This window comes from Chiayiivirga flava (assembly GCF_014202825.1).
GTDB classification, from domain to species: Bacteria; Pseudomonadota; Gammaproteobacteria; order Xanthomonadales; family Xanthomonadaceae; genus Chiayiivirga; species Chiayiivirga flava.
In genome coordinates this window covers 1-16,620 of record NZ_JACHHP010000003.1, presented here as the reverse complement: position 1 = coordinate 16,620, position 16,620 = coordinate 1, and the positions used below count along the sequence as shown (strand labels likewise).

General features: G+C 67.0%; 12 protein-coding genes. 3 read left to right on the top strand and 9 right to left on the bottom strand.

Translation table 11 applies throughout. From position 1 onward, the window contains the following. Nucleotide 1: 1 nt before the first annotated feature. The 6 genes from pheT to HNQ52_RS08650 all read right to left on the bottom strand — a co-directional run bounded on the left by pheT (nt 2) and on the right by HNQ52_RS08650 (nt 7,351). Nucleotides 2-2,380, bottom strand: a complete 2,379-nt coding sequence (gene pheT, locus HNQ52_RS08675) for a phenylalanine--tRNA ligase subunit beta (protein WP_183960754.1) — start codon at nt 2,378-2,380, stop codon at nt 2-4. Between the two features lie 148 nt (nt 2,381-2,528). Beyond that, on the bottom strand, nt 2,529-3,542 hold the full coding sequence (pheS, locus tag HNQ52_RS08670) for a phenylalanine--tRNA ligase subunit alpha (RefSeq protein ID WP_183960753.1): 1,014 nt from the start codon (nt 3,540-3,542) through the stop codon (nt 2,529-2,531). Between the two features lie 196 nt (nt 3,543-3,738). After that, nucleotides 3,739-4,098, bottom strand: coding sequence for a 50S ribosomal protein L20 (rplT, locus tag HNQ52_RS08665; RefSeq protein WP_183960752.1), 360 nt, complete (start codon nt 4,096-4,098; stop codon nt 3,739-3,741). A gap of 12 nt (nt 4,099-4,110) precedes the next feature. Beyond that, the gene (rpmI, locus tag HNQ52_RS08660; RefSeq protein WP_183960751.1) at nt 4,111-4,308 is read right to left on the bottom strand and encodes a 50S ribosomal protein L35; all 198 of its coding nucleotides are present in this window, start codon (nt 4,306-4,308) and stop codon (nt 4,111-4,113) included. 541 nt (nt 4,309-4,849) lie between these two features. Continuing rightward, nucleotides 4,850-5,836, bottom strand: a complete 987-nt coding sequence (locus tag HNQ52_RS08655) for a malate dehydrogenase (protein ID WP_183960750.1) — start codon at nt 5,834-5,836, stop codon at nt 4,850-4,852. A 309-nt stretch (nt 5,837-6,145) separates the two neighbouring features. Then, nucleotides 6,146-7,351, bottom strand: coding sequence for a pyridoxal phosphate-dependent aminotransferase (locus HNQ52_RS08650; protein ID WP_183960749.1), 1,206 nt, complete (start codon nt 7,349-7,351; stop codon nt 6,146-6,148). A 208-nt stretch (nt 7,352-7,559) separates the two neighbouring features. Between HNQ52_RS08650 and HNQ52_RS08645 the strand changes: the two genes are divergently transcribed. Further along, entirely contained in the window at nt 7,560-8,030 is a 471-nt protein-coding gene (locus tag HNQ52_RS08645; RefSeq protein ID WP_183960748.1) for a M48 family metalloprotease, read from the top strand. Nucleotides 8,031-8,317: 287 nt separating this feature from the next. On the opposite strand, the gene HNQ52_RS08640 is transcribed toward HNQ52_RS08645, so the two are convergent. The 3 genes from HNQ52_RS08640 to ahpC form a co-directional block, all read right to left on the bottom strand. Beyond that, nucleotides 8,318-8,830 carry a peptidylprolyl isomerase gene (locus HNQ52_RS08640; protein ID WP_183960747.1) on the bottom strand — a complete coding sequence of 171 codons (513 nt, stop codon included), beginning with the start codon at nt 8,828-8,830 and terminating at the stop codon, nt 8,318-8,320. Nucleotides 8,831-9,019: 189 nt separating this feature from the next. Further along, complete coding sequence (gene ahpF / locus HNQ52_RS08635; RefSeq protein ID WP_183960746.1) at nt 9,020-10,603, bottom strand: alkyl hydroperoxide reductase subunit F; 1,584 nt, start codon at nt 10,601-10,603, stop codon at nt 9,020-9,022. A 432-nt stretch (nt 10,604-11,035) separates the two neighbouring features. After that, nucleotides 11,036-11,599, bottom strand: a complete 564-nt coding sequence (gene ahpC, locus HNQ52_RS08630; RefSeq protein WP_183960745.1) for an alkyl hydroperoxide reductase subunit C — start codon at nt 11,597-11,599, stop codon at nt 11,036-11,038. Nucleotides 11,600-11,902: 303 nt separating this feature from the next. Between ahpC and typA the strand changes: the two genes are divergently transcribed. Together typA and HNQ52_RS08620 are read left to right on the top strand one after the other, a co-directional pair. Beyond that, complete coding sequence (gene typA, locus HNQ52_RS08625; RefSeq protein ID WP_183960744.1) at nt 11,903-13,732, top strand: translational GTPase TypA; 1,830 nt, start codon at nt 11,903-11,905, stop codon at nt 13,730-13,732. Nucleotides 13,733-13,786: 54 nt separating this feature from the next. Beyond that, a complete protein-coding gene (locus HNQ52_RS08620) occupies nt 13,787-16,441 on the top strand; it encodes a glycosyltransferase (protein ID WP_221282014.1) in 2,655 nt (884 codons plus the stop codon). Nucleotides 16,442-16,620: the final 179 nt, after the last annotated feature.

Below are 16,620 nucleotides of genomic sequence, written 5' to 3'. Positions count from 1 at the left end.
GTCATCCCCTGATTCTTGCGCTGCAATCGTGCTGCAGCGCCACCAGCGCGGCCTGCACGGCCGCGTCGGTGTCTGCGTCGTGAAGGGTGCGGTAACCATCCTGTAAAATCAAGCCCATAGCGAGGCTCTTGAACCCCGGTTCTAGGCCCGTTCCACGGTACTGATCGAACAGCCGCACCTCGCGCAGCAGGGGTCCGAGCGCGGCACGCAAACTGGCCTCCAGCGCGCTCCAGGGCGTGTCCTGCGCCACCACCACGGCCAGATCGCGGCGCACGGAGGGGTATTTCGACAGATCGGCCGCGCGCGGCAGCACGCGCTCGACCAGCGCCTCCGCATCGAGCTCGAATGCCAGCACTTCCCCATCGATATCAAGCGCTTGGGCGAGCGCAGGATGCAGATGTCCGAGCACGCCGACACGCACGTCGCCTCGCCACAGCTCGGCCGAGCGGCCCGGGTGCAGCCAAGGCTCGCTCGCGGCAACGTAACGGAAATTCACATTCGCGCCCGACAGGCCGAGCAGCGATTCCACGTCGCCCTGCACGTCGTGGAAATCGAGCCCGCGGCGGGTGGCGTTCCACTGCTCGGCCTTGGCCGTGCCGCAGGCGACGCCGGCCACCCGCAGGGTTTCCCGCAGCCCGTCGGCGGTGCGCGCGAACACACGCCCGGTTTCGAACAGGCGTACACGCTCCTGCTGGCGCGCGCGGTTGCGCTGCAGCGCGGACACCAGGCCCGGCAGCAGCGACGTGCGCATCACGCCGAGGTCCGCCGACAGCGGGTTGGCGAGCGCCACTGCGTCGGCATCGAGCGACCAGGTCCTGAGCGTGCCGGCATCGAGGAAGGCGTAATTGATCGCCTCGAAGTAGCCGCGCGCGCACAGCTGCCGGCGCAGGTCCGCCAGCTCGACCCGCGCCTCGGGCATCGGCGCGAGCGCGATCTGGCCGGAGGGTGCATGCAGCGGCACCGCGTCGTAGCCGCGGATGCGCGCGATTTCCTCGATCAGGTCTTCCTCGATCGCGATGTCGAAGCGGCGTGACGGCGGTGTGACGCGCCAGCCTTCCACGTCCGCCAGCACGGTCATGCCGAGTGCAAGCAGGATGCGCTCCACCTCGTCGGGCGGCACCTCCATGCCGAGGATGCGGCCCAGGCGCTGGCGACGCAGCAGCACTGGCGCGTGCGGACGAAGATGCTCCTTCCACGCGGCCTCGGTGAGCGGCCCGGGACGGCCGCCGGCGATCTCCAGGATCAGCGCGCTGGCGCGCTCCACCGCCACCCGCGGCAATTCCGGATCGACGCCGCGCTCGAAGCGGTGGGAGGCATCGGTGTGCATGCCGAGCCGGCGCGCGCGGCCGGCGATCACGTCCGGCGCCCAGTGCGCGGCTTCGAGGAACACGTTGCGCGTCCTGCCGGTCACGCGCGAATCCCAGCCGCCCATGATGCCGCCGAGCGCGAGCGCGCCCTCGTCGTCGGCCACCACGAGGAAGTCGGAATCGAGCGTGACCTCGCGTTCGTCGAGCAGCTTCAGGGTTTCGCCGGCCTTCGCGCGGCGCACGCGCACCGTGCCCTGCAGCGCGTCGTTGTCGAACGCGTGCAGCGGCTGGCCGAGTTCGAGCATCACGTAATTGGTGACGTCAACGAGCGCGCTAATCGGGCGCAGGCCCGCGCGCTTGAGGCGTTCTCGCATCCACAGCGGGGTCGCTGCGTCCGGATCGATGCCTTCGATGATGCGGCCGCAGAAGCGCGGCACGTCGCGGCCGGCATCGAGCTCGATCGCGCGCTCGCTGGCGATCGCGGCCTGCACCGGCGCGACGGGAAACGGCGCGACCGTGCTGCCGAACGCGGCCGCCACGTCGAAGGCCACGCCGCGCACGCTGAAGCAGTCCGCGCGGTTGGGCGTGAGCTTGAGCTCGAAACTGGCGTCGGGCAGGCCCAGGTACTGCGCGATCGACGTGCCGACGGGGGCGTCGGCCGGCAGTTCGAGCAGGCCGCTGGCGTCGGGGTCGATCTCCAGCTCCTTGGCCGAACACAACATGCCGAAGGATTCGACGCCGCGCAGTTTCGCGGGCTTGATCTCCAGGCCGCCGGGCATCGTGGTGCCGACGGTAGCGAGCGGGGCCTTGAGGCCTTCGCGCGCGTTGGGCGCGCCGCAGACGATCTGCACCGTCTCGCCGTTGCCGACATCGACGCGGCAAAGTTTGAGGCGGTCGGCTTCCGGGTGTTTTTCGCAGGCGACGATCTGCGCGACGATCACGCCGTCGAGCGGGCTGCCGATCGTGTTGACGGCTTCCACTTCCAGACCGATGGCGGTGAGCGTGGCGGCGAGCGTGGCGCGGTCGGCATCGACGGTGACGTGTTCGCGCAGCCAGGATTCGGGGAATTTCATGGGAAGACCGGGATTCGTGATTCGGGATTCGGGATTCGTAGGAGCTGCTTGCCGCGCACGGGCGAGTTTGGGACACGTCCGAGGTTCCTCATGCCTGCCATCCTGCGGGCACTGACGAATCCCGAATCACGAATCCCCAATCCCGACGTCACGCAAACTGCTTGAGAAACCGCACATCGTTGTCGAAAAAGCTGCGCAGGTCCGACACGCCGTAGCGCAGCATCGCGAAACGCTCCACGCCCAGGCCGAACGCAAACCCGCTGTAGCGCTCCGGATCGATGCCGCAGTTGCGCAGCACGGTCGGATGCACCATGCCGCAGCCGAGCACTTCGAGCCAGCCCGGTTCGCTGCCGTCGCCGCGATCCCACGCGATGTCGACTTCCGCCGACGGCTCGGTGAACGGGAAATAGCTCGGGCGGAACCGCATGGCGAAATCGCGCTCGAAAAACGCGTCGACGAACTGCTTCAGCGTGCCCTTGAGATCGGCGAAGCTCGAGGTCTCGTCGACCAGCAGCCCTTCCACCTGATGGAACATCGGCGTGTGCGTCTGATCGCTGTCGCTGCGGTAGACCTTGCCCGGCGCGATGATGCGGATCGGCGGCGTGCGGCCCTGCATCGCGCGGATCTGCACCGGGGATGTGTGCGTGCGCAGCACGCGCGCGATGCCCTGCGCGTCGGGCACGGTGTAGAACGTGTCGTGCATCGCGCGCGCGGGATGGTGCGGCGGGAAGTTCAGCGCTTCGAAGTTGTGCCAGTCGTCCTCGATCTCCGGCCCATCGGCCACCTGGTACCCGAGGCGCGCGAAGATCGCGGTGATGCGTTCGAGCGTGCGCGTGACCGGATGCAGGTTGCCGCGCTCCGGGTTGCGGCCGGGCAGCGTGATGTCGATGCGCTCGGACGCGAGGCGCTGCGCGAGCGCGGCCTGTTCGAGTTCGGCCTTGCGCGCCGCGATCGCGGAGGACAACGCGTCGCGCACGCGGTTGACCTGCTCGCCGTGCGCCTTGCGCTCGTCCGGCGGCAGCTTGCCCAGGGCCTTGAGCTGTTCGGTGATGCTGCCGGACTTGCCGAGCAGGCGGACGCGGATCGCGTCGAGGCCGTCCAGCGTGTCGGCGGCGGCGATGTCGGCAAGGCCGGCATCGGCGAGGGTGTGCAAAGCGTCCATTCGATCCTTCCAGACGGCCGGCGGGCGCCGGCCGGAGTCAGTCCCCGGAACCACGTCGGGATGCGGCCTTCGAAAAAACCGGACCCCGCAAACGCACATGGGGAAGAGCTGGCGCCCTTCCCCATGCATTGAAGCCTAAGTCTGCGCGATCGGTTTCAGGCCGACCGCGCGACGATGTGCATCAAGCCGATGTGAATCAGGCTGCGAGTGCGCCCTTGGCCTTGTCGGCGATGGCACCAAAACCCGCGATGTCGTGCACGGCGATGTCGGCCAGCACCTTGCGGTCGAGCGTGATGCCGGCCTTCTTGAGGCCGTTCATCAGGCGGCTGTACGACAGGCCGTACTGGCGCGCCGCGGCGTTGATGCGGACGATCCACAGCGCGCGGAACTGGCGCTTGCGCTGCTTGCGGCCGATGTACGCGTACTGGCCGGCCTTGATGACGGCCTGCTTGGCGACGCGATAGACCTTGCGGCGGGCATTGTAGTAACCCTTCGCGCGGGAGATGAGCTTGTTGTGACGGCGGCGCGCCGTGACACCACGTTTGACTCGTGCCATGACCCGGTCTCCTTAGGCGTACGGCAGCATGCGGGCGACGCGACCTGCGTCTTCCGCACGGACGAAATTCGGGCCGCGCAGGTTGCGCTTGCGCTTGGTGGCCTTCTTCGTGAGGATGTGGCTCTTGAAGGCGTGGCCGCACTTGAAATTGCCGGAGCCGGTCTTGCGGAAGCGCTTGGCTGCCGCCCGGTTGGTCTTCATCTTGGGCATGACGGTGATCCTGAGGTTCGGCTTTGTGCCGATGTTTATGTACTCGTCCAAGCGGCGGCGGGAGCCGCGCTTTCCTTCCTGCTTGGAACAGCGTGTGGTGTCTGCGGGCCTTGCGGCCCGCGACCCGGTGGAGCGTGGAGCGCCCCGGCCATCCGACCGGGCCGCGAAGTATAGCGGGGTTTTCGGGGGTTTGCAGCCCTGGCCCCTGCCTCGCCCCGCTTTAGCCCTTCTCCCCGTGGGAGAAGGTGCCCGAAGGGCGGATGAGGGTCCGGCGAAGCCTCGGGGAGACAACGTTCCGTGGCCCCTGGAACATACGAGGCCGCGTTGCCGTTCTCACATTGCGACGAAAACCTTCGGCCTATCAAGGCAATAAGCTCGAGAAGCTCGACGAGGGATCGGACGTCGGGGCGTCCCGAACCCTCTCCCCAACCCCTCTCCCACGGGGAGAGGGGCTTCCGGGCGCCGCCACCTTGTGGCGTCGCGGCCGTGCCAGTCGGCCGGGACGCGCGCACGAGCAGTGCGCGATCCGCCGCAGCGCGGATCAGCCCAGCAGATGCGCCACGCCGGCGCGCTCTTCCTCGAGCTCGGCCAGCGTCTTGTCCATCATCGAACGCGAGTACTCGTCCACGTCGAGGCCTTCGACGCGGGTGTACTCGCCGTTCTTGCAGGTGACGGCGACGCCGTACATCACGTCCTTCGGGATGCCGTAGCTGCCGTCCGACGGCACGCCCATCGTCACCCACTTGCCGTCGGTGCCGAGCACCCAGTCGCGGATGTGGTCGATGGCGGCGTTCGCCGCCGAGGCCGCCGAGGACAGGCCGCGTGCTTCGATGATCGCCGCGCCGCGCTTGCCGACCTTCGGGATGAAGGTGTCGCGGTTCCAGGCGTCGTCGCCGATCTTGTCCTTGAGCGATTCGCCCTTCACCGTTGCGAAGCGGTAGTCCGGGTACATCGTCGGCGAGTGGTTGCCCCACACCACCAGCTTCTCGATGTCGCCCACCGCCACGCCGGCCTTGGCCGCGAGCTGCGAGAGCGCGCGATTGTGGTCGAGGCGCAGCATGGCGGTGAAGTTCTTCGCCGGCAGGTCCGGCGCCGACTTCATCGCGATGTAGGCGTTGGTGTTGGCCGGGTTGCCGACCACGAGCACCTTCACGTCACGCGAGGCCACCTTGTTCAGCGCCGCGCCCTGGGCGGTGAAGATCTTGGCGTTTTCGAGCAGCAGGTCCTTGCGCTCCATGCCCGGGCCGCGCGGACGCGCGCCGACGAGGAGCGCGATGTCGGCGTCCTTGAACGCGACTTCGGGATCGTCGGTGCCGACGACGCCGGCGAGCAGCGGGAACGCGCAGTCCTCGAGTTCCATGATCACGCCTTTCAGCGCGGCCTGGGCCTTCTCCATCGGCAGTTCGAGCAGCTGCAGGATGACCGGCGTGTCCTTGCCGAGCATCTCGCCCGAGGCGATGCGGAACAGGAGGGAATAGCCGATCTGGCCGGCTGCACCGGTGACGGCGACGCGGACGGGCTTGGTCATGGGGATCTCCGGGATGTGTCGAACAGGTGGGTTGGTTGAAGCGTCGCTTTCGCTGGCAGGATTGCGATGCTTGGGGATGCCGAAACCTTTCCTACGTCATTCCCGCGAATGCGGGAATCCAGCGACCTTGCTTGGTTTGCACCGGCTGGTCGGAAGAGCAAAACCGAGAAGGGGCACTGGATTCCCGCATTCGCGGGAATGACGGGTGGGAGGTGGCGGGTGTCAGGTCGTTCGCGGACTTCGTTTTCGGAATGGATCAAGAGCGGCAGACGAACACTCGGTGCGGGATCAGCCAACGCGCGATCGGACTCACACCAACTCCGCAAAGAACTGCTGGATCCGCGCCATGCCATCCGTCAGCTGCGGCGTCGAGCAGGTGTAGGAAATACGCAGCGCGCGCGGTTCGCCGAAGGCCGAGCCCGGCACGCAGGCCACACCCTTCACTTCGAGCAGCGCATTGCACACATCGACATCGCTGTCGATCGCGATGCCGCTGCCCGCGTGTGTCTTGCCGAACGCGACGCTGATGTCCGGGAACGCGTAGAACGCACCTTCCGGCCGCGGGCACACCACGCCGGGGATCTTCGCCAGCGCATCGAGCACGAGGTCGCGCTTGGCGGCGAACTCGGCGACCTTGCCGGTGGTCACGTCCTGCGGGCCCGACAGCGCCGCGGTTGCGGCCGCGGACACCACTTCCGGGATGTTCGTGATGTGGTTCGAATTCAGCGTCACCACCGCCTGCGCCACCGACTCCGGCGCCGCGATCAGGCCGACGCGCCAGCCCGGCATGCCGTAGGTCTTCGACAGCGAATCCACCACGATGGTGCGCTCGCGCAGCTGCGGCTGCGAGTGCAGGAAATTGTGGTAGCCGATGTCGCCGAACACGAGGCGGTTGTAGATGTCGTCGAGCACCACCCACGTGTCCGGGTGCTTCGCGACCACGGCGGCGAGGGCTTCGATCTCGGCCTTTGAATAGACCATGCCGGTCGGATTCGACGGGTTGTTGAACAGGAACACCTTCGGCTTCTGCGCCAGCGCCGCGTCGAGCTGTGCAGGGGTGAGCTTGTAGTTCTGCTCCGGCGGGCACGGCAGCAGCAGCGTCTTGGCTTCGAGGATGTCGGCGATGTCGACGTAGGTGGTCCAGTACGGCGTCGCGAAGGCGATGGTGTCGCCGGCGTCGAGCAGGGCTTCGGCCAGGTTGTAGAGCAGGTGCTTGGCGCCGACGCCCACGCACAGGTTGCGGCGCGTGTAGCCCGGCAGGCCGCTGCCTTCGAGGTGCTTGAGGAAGGCATCGAGCAGCGCGTCCGAACCGCGGTTGGAACCGTATTGGCCGGAGTCGTGCGACAGTGCCTCGCGCGCGGCGGCGTAGACATGTTCGCCCGGCAGGAAATTCGGCACGCCGATCGAGAAACTGATGATGTCGCGACCTTCGGCTTTGAGCTTCTTCGCCTTTTCGGCGACGGCCATGATGGCGCTGGGCTTGGCCCGGCCCATACGCTTGGCGAGTTGCGGCATCGGTGCGGATCCTTCGGCGGCGGACGGAGCGCGCAGCGCGGCGTGGTGCGCTGCGGGAGCCCGAAATTCTAGCACGGGGTCAACCCGGCGGCAGCCGGCCGCGACGTGGCGAATCGTGAGGTTTTGTGCGGCTTTGGTCGCATGGACGGGGCTCACCGGCTGCGCCGCGCCGGGGCCGGACGGACTGACGCGGTGGGAGGCGGATGCGTTGCTGCAGCAGGAGCGGGCGCTGCTGGCGTCGCCGGCGCGTGTCGACGACGCGGCGTTGCTCGGGCGCATCGAGCGGGTGCTGTGCCGGCTGGATGCGGTGCAGTGTCGCGCGGTGCGGGTGGTGGTGCTGGACCTGCCGGGGTTGCGCTGCGAACTGGTCGGGGCGCGGTTGCTGCGCGTGCATCGTCCGTTGCTGGATGCGCTGGCGGGCGAGGATGCGCTGGCGTTCGTGCTCGGGCACGAGCTCGCGCATCGCACGCTGGCGCACGTGCAGGCGCGGCGGCGGTTCGGGTGGGATTCGGTGGCCGGAGAGATCGCGGCGGATGCGGAGGCGCGGCGGGTGGTGGTCGCTGCGGGGTTTCGCGATGTGGCGCGGGATACGCTGGTGCGGCTGCGCGAAGTTGGTGACTATGACGATGCGGGGCTGGATGCGCGGATCGATGCGCTTGCTTCGTCGTCGCGTCGATAGGTGCGGAACCTGTGAAGAAACGAACCACCCGCTAGCCCTTCTCCCCGCGGGAGAAGGTGGCGCGCAGCGCCGGATCAGGGTTCGGTCGGAGCGATCGGGCGGCACCTTGCCGCAGTGGGCGGCCCGTATGAGGCTGCGCGCATCGATTTTCGCCTCCTACGCTCGAATTGCTCGAGGAGCGTCCCACGTCGAGGCGTCCCGGACCCTCACCCCAACCCCTCTCCCGGAGGGAGAGGGGGCTCTGGCACCTGCGATTGGCAGCCTCGCACGTACCGCAGGTGCAGGCATCAGCCCTTGCGCGAATCCAGCACCTGGTTCCACTTCGCAACATGCGACGACGCCTTGTCCAGCACCGCCTGCGCATCGCCTTCGAGCGTGATCGATTCGATCGTGTCGCTGCCCTTGATCGCATCGACGACCGCCTGGTCACCCTCGCCCACCACCTTGCCGAACACGGTGTGCTTGCCGTCGAGCCACGGCGTGGCGACGTGCGTGATGAAGAACTGGCTGCCGTTCGTGGCCGGGCCGGCGTTGGCCATCGACAGCACGCCGCGCTCGTGGCGGATGCCGGTGTTGGTCTCGTCCTCGAACTTGTAGCCCGGGCCGCCCGTGCCGGTGCCCTGCGGGCAACCGCCCTGGATCATGAAGTCCGGGATCACGCGGTGGAACGTCAGGCCGTTGTAGTAGCCGCGCTGCACGAGGTTGACGAAGTTGGCGGTGGTGATCGGCGTCTTCTCGGTTTCGAGCTTGACGCGGATGTCGCCGCGGTTGGTCTTGAAGGTGGCGATGAGGTTGGACATGGCAGTTCCTCGTGAGCGTGCGGACGGGCCGCGAAGGGGATCGAATGCAGCGGGCCGCGCAGTGTAGTGGCACGCCCGGCGCGACGCGACCGGCCGCGCCGGGCGTCAAAAAAAAAACGCGCGGCTTGCGCCGCGCGGAGGGAGTGGAACGTCGGAGTGGAGTTGGAGCGGTGCAGCGTTGGATGCGGCTCAGGCGGCGCGCGCGGCGCCCTGCTCCGCGGGCGCGCTGGTGCGGATCAGGTGGTCGAACGCGCTCAGTGCCGCCTTCGAGCCCTCGCCCATCGCGATGACGATCTGCTTGTACGGCACGGTCGTCGCATCGCCGGCCGCGAACACGCCCGGCATCGAGGTTTGGCCCTTGGCATCGACTTCGATCTCGCCGCGCGGCGACAGCGCCACGGCGCCCTTCAGCCACTCGGTGTTCGGCAGCAGGCCGATCTGCACGAAGATGCCTTCAAGCTCGATCGTGTGCGACGTGTCGTTCGTGCGATCGGTGTAGACGAGACCCTTCACCTTCTCGCCGTCACCCAGCACTTCGGTCGACAGCGCGGACAGGATGACGCGCACGTTCGGCAGGCTGCGCAGCTTGCGCTGCAGCACTTCGTCGGCACGCAGCTTCGAATCGAACTCGATCAGCGTCACGTGCGAGACGATGCCGGCGAGGTCGATCGCCGCTTCGACGCCCGAGTTGCCGCCGCCGATCACCGCCACGCGCTTGCCCTTGAACAGCGGGCCGTCGCAGTGCGGGCAGTAGGCCACGCCCTTGTTGCGGTACTCGTTCTCGCCGGGCACGTTCATCTGCCGCCAGCGTGCGCCGGTGGCGAGAATGACGGACTTCGACTTGAGCGTCGCGCCGCTGGCGAGCGTGACTTCGACGTGGTCGCCGACCTGCTTCAGCGCATCGGCGCGCTGCAGGTTCATGATGTCGACGTCGTACTCGCGCACGTGCTGTTCGAGCTGCGCGACAAGGCGCGGGCCTTCGGTGTGCTGCACCGAGATGAAATTCTCGATGCCGAGCGTGTCCAGCACCTGGCCGCCGAAGCGTTCGGCCGCCACACCGGTGCGGATGCCCTTGCGTGCGGCGTAGATCGCGGCCGATGCACCGGCAGGGCCGCCGCCGACGACGAGCACGTCGAACGGCGCTTTCGTCCTGATCTTCTCGGCCGCGCGCGCTTCAGCGCCCGTGTCGAGCTTGGCGACGATCTGCGCGAGGTCCATGCGGCCCTGATTGAAGGGTTCGCCGTTGAGGAAGACGCTCGGCACGGACATCACCTTGCGCGCTTCGACTTCGTCCGGGAACGTGGCGCCGTCGATGGCGACGTGCGTGATCTGCGGGTTGAGCACGGCGGCGAGGTTCAGCGCCTGCACCACGTCCGGGCAGCTCTGGCACGACTGCGAGAAATAGGTCTCGAAGTGGAATTTGCCGTCGAGGTTGCGCACCTGATCCAGCAGATCGGCCGCTTCCTTCGACGGATGGCCGCCGACCTGCAGCAACGCCAGCACCAGCGAGGTGAATTCGTGGCCCATCGGCAGGCCGGCGAAGCGCAGGTCGACGCCGCCGCCGGGGCGGGCGATGGCGAACGAGGGCTTGCGGTGCTCGTCGTCGCGGCGTTCGATCAGCGTGACCTTGTCGGAGAGCTGGACGATGTCGCTGAGCAGTTCGAGCGTGTCGCGCGAGGCGTCGCTGTCGTCGAGGGAGGCGATAAGTTCGATGGGGTGCTGCAGGCGCTCGAGGTAGGCGCCGAGCTGGGATTTGAGGCTGTCGTCGAGCATGGCTGCGGCTCCTGGGCGGGATGTGGGGTGGATCGGTTGCCTGGTGACTGGTGATCGGCCGTTGCGCCGACGATTACGAAGCGCGCGCTGCATTCCAGCGCTGCGAAACCTCGCAGGACAGGATTCGCGGACCGGTGCGAGGCGTTTCGCCTCACGACACCCTCCGCATCCCCATCACCGTCGTCCCGGCGAAAGCCGGGACCCAGTGACGCTGCTCGGTTTTTCTTTCGATCGTTTTTTCGGTTCTCGTACCCTCAAGCAAGAGCACGAGCAGGTGGTTGAAACCGGGAAGAACCGAGCAACGTCACTGGGTCCCGGCTTCCGCCGGGACGACGGGGGAAGGGAGCGGAGGCTTCCAGGGTGTCGCCGCACTCGCGGGGTGCGGGTGCGGCGAACGGTGGCCGGTCGGCGCGAACCGACCGGCGCCCATCGTCAGATCTTGCCAACCAGATCCAGCGACGGCTTCAGCGTCTTCTCGCCTTCCTTCCACTTCGCCGGGCACACTTCACCCGGATGCGAGGCCACGTACTGCGCGGCCTTCACCTTGCGCAGCAGTTCCGACGCATCGCGGCCGATGCCGTTGTCGTGGATTTCGTAAAGCTTGATCTGGCCTTCCGGGTTAATCACGAAGGTGCCGCGCAGGGCGAGGCCTTCCTCTTCGATCAGCACTTCGAAGTTGCGCGCCAGCGTGGTGGTCGGGTCGCCGACGAGCGGGTACTGCACCTTCTTGATGGCTTCGGAGGTGTCGTGCCACGCCTTGTGGGCGAAGTGGGTGTCGGTCGACACGCCGTAGATCTCGACGCCGAGCTTCTGGAACTCCGCGTAGGAGTTGGCCAGGTCCTCGAGTTCGGTCGGGCAGACGAAGGTGAAGTCGGCCGGGTAGAACACGAACACGGACCACTTGCCCTTCAGCGTCTCGTTGGAGACCTCGACGAACTTGCCGTTGTGGAAGGCGGTCGCCTTGAAGGGTTTGACCTGGGTGTTGATCAGGGACATCGGTGGTTCCTTGGGGTGGGTGGGACGATGGAGGCACATGCTAGCGGGCGACGGCCCATTCCAAAAGTTGATTGTTGCGATTGATGTGATAGACAAAATCTATCGCAGTGCCGACGCCATCCGGGACAATTGAACAGCCGGTTCAGCACCTTAGCGTGAAGTGACGCTATAATGCGCTGCAACACACCCGGTGCCGGCGTCTTCGCGTGGCGCCCGTGTCGCGTTTGTTGCCGACGCAACCCTCATCAGACTTCCGACTCCACGGCGCGTCCATGCCGGACCCGCCCTTTTGGCTGTGCCCTCATGTCCATCGAAAACCTCCGCAACATCGCCATCGTGGCGCACGTCGACCACGGCAAGACCACGCTCGTCGACTGCCTGCTGAAGCAGTCCGGCACCTTCAGCGAGCGCACCGTGCTGGCCGAGCGCGTGATGGACTCCAACGACCAGGAAAAGGAACGCGGCATCACTATCCTGTCGAAGAACACCGCCATCACCTGGAACGGCAACCGCATCAACATCGTCGACACCCCGGGCCATGCCGACTTCGGCGGCGAGGTGGAACGCGTGCTGTCGATGGTCGACACCGTGCTGATCCTCGTCGACGCGATGGACGGCCCGATGCCGCAGACGCGCTTCGTCACGCAGAAGGCGTTCCAGATGGGTTTCAAGCCCATCGTCGTGATCAACAAGGTCGACCGTCCGGGCGCGCGTCCGGGCTGGGTGCTGGACCAGACCTTCGATCTCTTCGACCGCCTCGGCGCCACCGACGAGCAGCTCGATTTCCCCGTCGTGTACGCCTCGGCCCTGCACGGCTACGCCAGCCTCGACCCGGAAGCGCGCTCGGGCGACATGACGCCGCTGTACGAGGCGATCATGAAGCACGTGTCGCCGCCGCAGGTGGACCCGGACGGTCCGTTCCAGATGCGCATCAGCCAGCTCGACTACAACAACTACGTCGGCCTGATCGGCATCGGCCGCATCCAGCGCGGCAAGGTCAAGACCAACCAGCAGGTGTCGGTGGTCGACCGCGAAGGCAAGAAGCGCAACGCCAAGGTGCTGCAGGTGCTCGGCTTCATGGGCCTTGAGCGCAAGGAAGTGCCCGAAGCGCAGGCCGGCGACATCATCGCGATCTCGGGCGTGGAAGGTCTGGGCATTTCCGACACGGTCTGCGCGGTCGACGCGCCCGAGCAGCTGCCGGTGCTCACCGTCGACGAACCGACCATCAGCATGACCTTCCAGGTCAACAACTCGCCGTTCGCCGGGGTCAAGGACCGCAGCGGCGGCAAGTTCCTGACCTCGCGCCAGATCCGCGACCGCCTGATGCGCGAGACGCTGCACAACGTCGCGCTCAAGGTCGAGGAAACCGAAGACCCGGACAAGTTCAAGGTGTCCGGCCGCGGCGAGCTGCACCTGTCGGTGCTGATCGAAACCATGCGCCGCGAAGGCTACGAACTGGCCGTCTCGCGCCCCGAAGTGATCATCAAGGAAATCGACGGCGTGCTGCAGGAGCCGTACGAGCAGCTGGTGGTCGACATGGAAGAACAGTTCCAGGGCGGTGTGATGGAGCGCCTGGGCACGCGCCGCGGCCAGCTCACCAACATGGAGCCGGACGGCAAGGGCCGCGTGCGCCTGGACTACATGATCCCGGCGCGCGGTCTGATCGGGTTCCAGACCGAGTTCCGCACCATCACGGCCGGCACCGGCCTGCTGTTCCACGTCTTCGACCACTACGGCCCGAAGAGCGAAGGCGCCATCGGCAAGCGTCCGAACGGCGTGATGATCTCCAACGGCATGGGCCCTGCCCCGGCCTACTCGCTGGTGAGCCTGCAGGAGCGCGGCCGCCTGCTGGTGAGCGAAGGCGACGAGATCTACGAAGGCCAGCTCGTGGGCATCCACAGCAAGGACAACGACCTCACCGTCAACGCCCTGCGCGCCAAGCAGCTCACCAACATCCGCGCCGCCGGCAAGGACGACAACGTCCAGCTCACGCCGCCGATCAGGATGTCGCTGGAACAGGCGCTGGAATTCATCGACGACGACGAACTGGTCGAAGTGACGCCGAAGGAAATCCGCCTGCGCAAGAAGCATCTGACCGAAAGCGACCGCAAGCGCGCCTCGCGCGCCGCCTGACCACGGGAGTCGCTCGCGCAGGTGGCCGACGGCTCACGCACGCGCCCTGACGCCTTGCCCCGCATCGCCATCGCGCTGCGGTGGCTGGGAGCACTGTTCATCGCGGCATTCGTGGCGGCGATCAATTTCGGCATCTGGTCCTGGATCCACCAGCCGACCAATCCGCCGGACTGGGACGGCGAAATCGGCGGCTTCGCGTTTTCGGCCTACCAGCGCGACCAGAGCCCGCTGCGGCAGGAATACCCGACCGCGGAGCAGATCGACTCCGACCTCTCGCTGTTGTCCCGCTACACCGGCCGCGTCCGCAGCTACGCGTCGCTGTATTCCGATGCGATTCCGGAATCTGCCGCCCGATATGGACTGGAAGTCACGGCCGGCGCCTGGCTGGACGCGCGCCGCGACAATAACCGGCTCGAACTGGACGCGCTGTATTCGGCCGCGTCCCGGTATCACAACATCCGCCGCGCCATCATCGGCAACGAAACGCTGATCCTCGGACGCATGTCGATCGAGGAACTGATTCCGTACCTCGACGAGGCGCGCAGGAAGCTCGACATTCCGATCTCCACCGCGGAGCCGCCGTATGTCTGGCTGAAGAACCCGGAGCTCGCCGACCACGTTGATTTCATCACCGTGCATCTGCTGCCGTACTGGGAAGGCGTGCCGCGCCGCTTCGCGATCGACGACGTCATCGGCAAGTACGAAATGATCGCGCAGGCGTTTCCGAAAAAACGCATCGTCATCGGCGAGATCGGCTGGCCGAGCAACGGCGACCGACAGCAGAACGCGCTGGCATCGCTCGAAGGTGCGGCGCGTTTCATGCGCGAGTTCCTGCTCGAGGCGGAAAAGCGCGGCTACGACTACTACGTGATGGAAGCCTTCGACCAGCCGTGGAAGGAATCCGACGAAGGCCGCGCCGGCGCCTACTGGGGCATGTTCGACGCCGAGCGCCAGCCCAAGTTTCCGCTGACGGGGCCGGTCGAGGAAGATCCCAGCTGGATGTCGAAAGCGATCGTCGCGTCCGCCGTCGCCTTCCTGCCGATGCTGTGGGTGATGTGGCGCATGCGGCGGCTGCGGCTCTGGGGACGGCTGCTGTTCGCCGGCCTGATGCAGGCCGGCATCGGCATCACGGTGTGGAGCTTCACGCTGCCGTTCGAGTTCTATCTCGACACGCTCGACTGGATTGCGCTGGTGCTGCTGGTGCCCGCGCAGCTGGCGATCGTGGCCATCCTGTGGATCAACGGTTTCGAATTCGTCGAGGCGCTGGCGCAGCGCGACTGGCGCCGGCGTTTCGTGCCGCTGGCGGATCTGCCCGCCGATCCGCCGATGGTGTCGATCCATCTACCGTGCCACAACGAGCCGCCGGAGATGGTGATCCAGACGCTCGACAGCCTGGCCGCGCTCGACTATCCGCACTTCGAAGTGCTGGTGATCGACAACAACACCAAGAACGCCGCGGTGTGGCAGCCGCTGCAGGCGCACTGCGAACGGCTCGGCGCGCGCTTCCGTTTCTTCCACCTCGATCCGTGGCCCGGCTTCAAGGCCGGCGCGTTGAACTTCGCGCTGCAGCAGACCGACCCCGCGGCCGCCGTGGTGGCCGTGGTCGACAGCGACTACGTGGTGCGGCCGGACTGGCTGCGCGCCCTGGTCGGCTACTTCGACCGTGCCGACACCGGCGTGGTGCAGGCGCCGCAGGCGCACCGGGACTTTTCCTCGAACGCGTTCCGCAGCATCTGCAACTGGGAATACGAAGGCTTCTTCAAGATCGGCATGCACCATCGCAACGAGCGCGACGCCATCATCCAGCACGGCACGATGACGATGATCCGACGCACGCTGCTGGACAGGCTGAAATGGGCCGAATGGTGCATCTGCGAGGACGCCGAACTCGGCCTGCGCGTGATGGGCGAAGGCTTCCGCACCGTGTACGTGGACGAGCCCTTCGGGCGCGGCGTCACGCCGGCCGACTTCGCCGCCTACAAGACGCAGCGCTTCCGCTGGGCCTTCGGCGCGATGCAGATCCTGCGCCGCCACCTGCGCGACCTGTTGTCGGGCACGCGCTACACGGTGGGCCAGCGCTACCACTTCCTCACCGGCTGGTTCTCGTGGTTCGCCGACGCGCTGCACCTGGTCTTCACGCTGCTGGCGATCGCATGGACGGTCGGCATGCTGGCGGCGCCGGGCTGGTTCAGCCTGCCGCACCAGCTCTTCATGATCCCGGTGATCGGCTTTTTCGTGGTGAAGGTGCTGTTCGGACTGGTGCTGTACGCGGCGATGGTGAAATGCCGCTGGCGCGACGTGTTCGGCGCATCGCTCGCGAGCATGGCGCTGAGCCACGCGATCGCACGCGGCATCCTGCGCGGGCTCGTGGCGCGCGAGCATCCGTTCGCGCGCACGGCCAAGAAGCGGCGGCTGCAGCGGCCGCCGAATGCGCTGTCGGCGGTGCGCGAGGAAATCGTGCTGCTCGCGGGGCTCGGTGCCGGCGTGGCGGGCATGATGCTGGTGCCGGGGCGCGACCAGATCGAGGGGCAGTTGTGGAGCGCGATCCTGGTGGCGCAGTCGCTGCCCTATCTGGCCGCACTCGGTTGCGCCTTGATTGCGCGGTTCTCGCGCGAGCGGGAGGTGCCCGGCGAGCCATCCGCAAACGCGGAAACGACGGGGATCGAAGCGCCGTTGCCCGATGCCGCGGATGCGCCTGCGGCCGCGTGATCGTGGCCGCCCGACCGTGACCCGCACGGTGACCGGGCGTCGCAGCATGTGTTCCTTCTCCCACCGGGAGAAGGTGGCGGCAGCCGGATGAGCAACTGTCTTGCGCCGACCCGTTGGTGCTATGCCCTTGCAGTGGCCCGCATCTCATCGCGACATCGCGCATTGAGGACGGTGAGCAT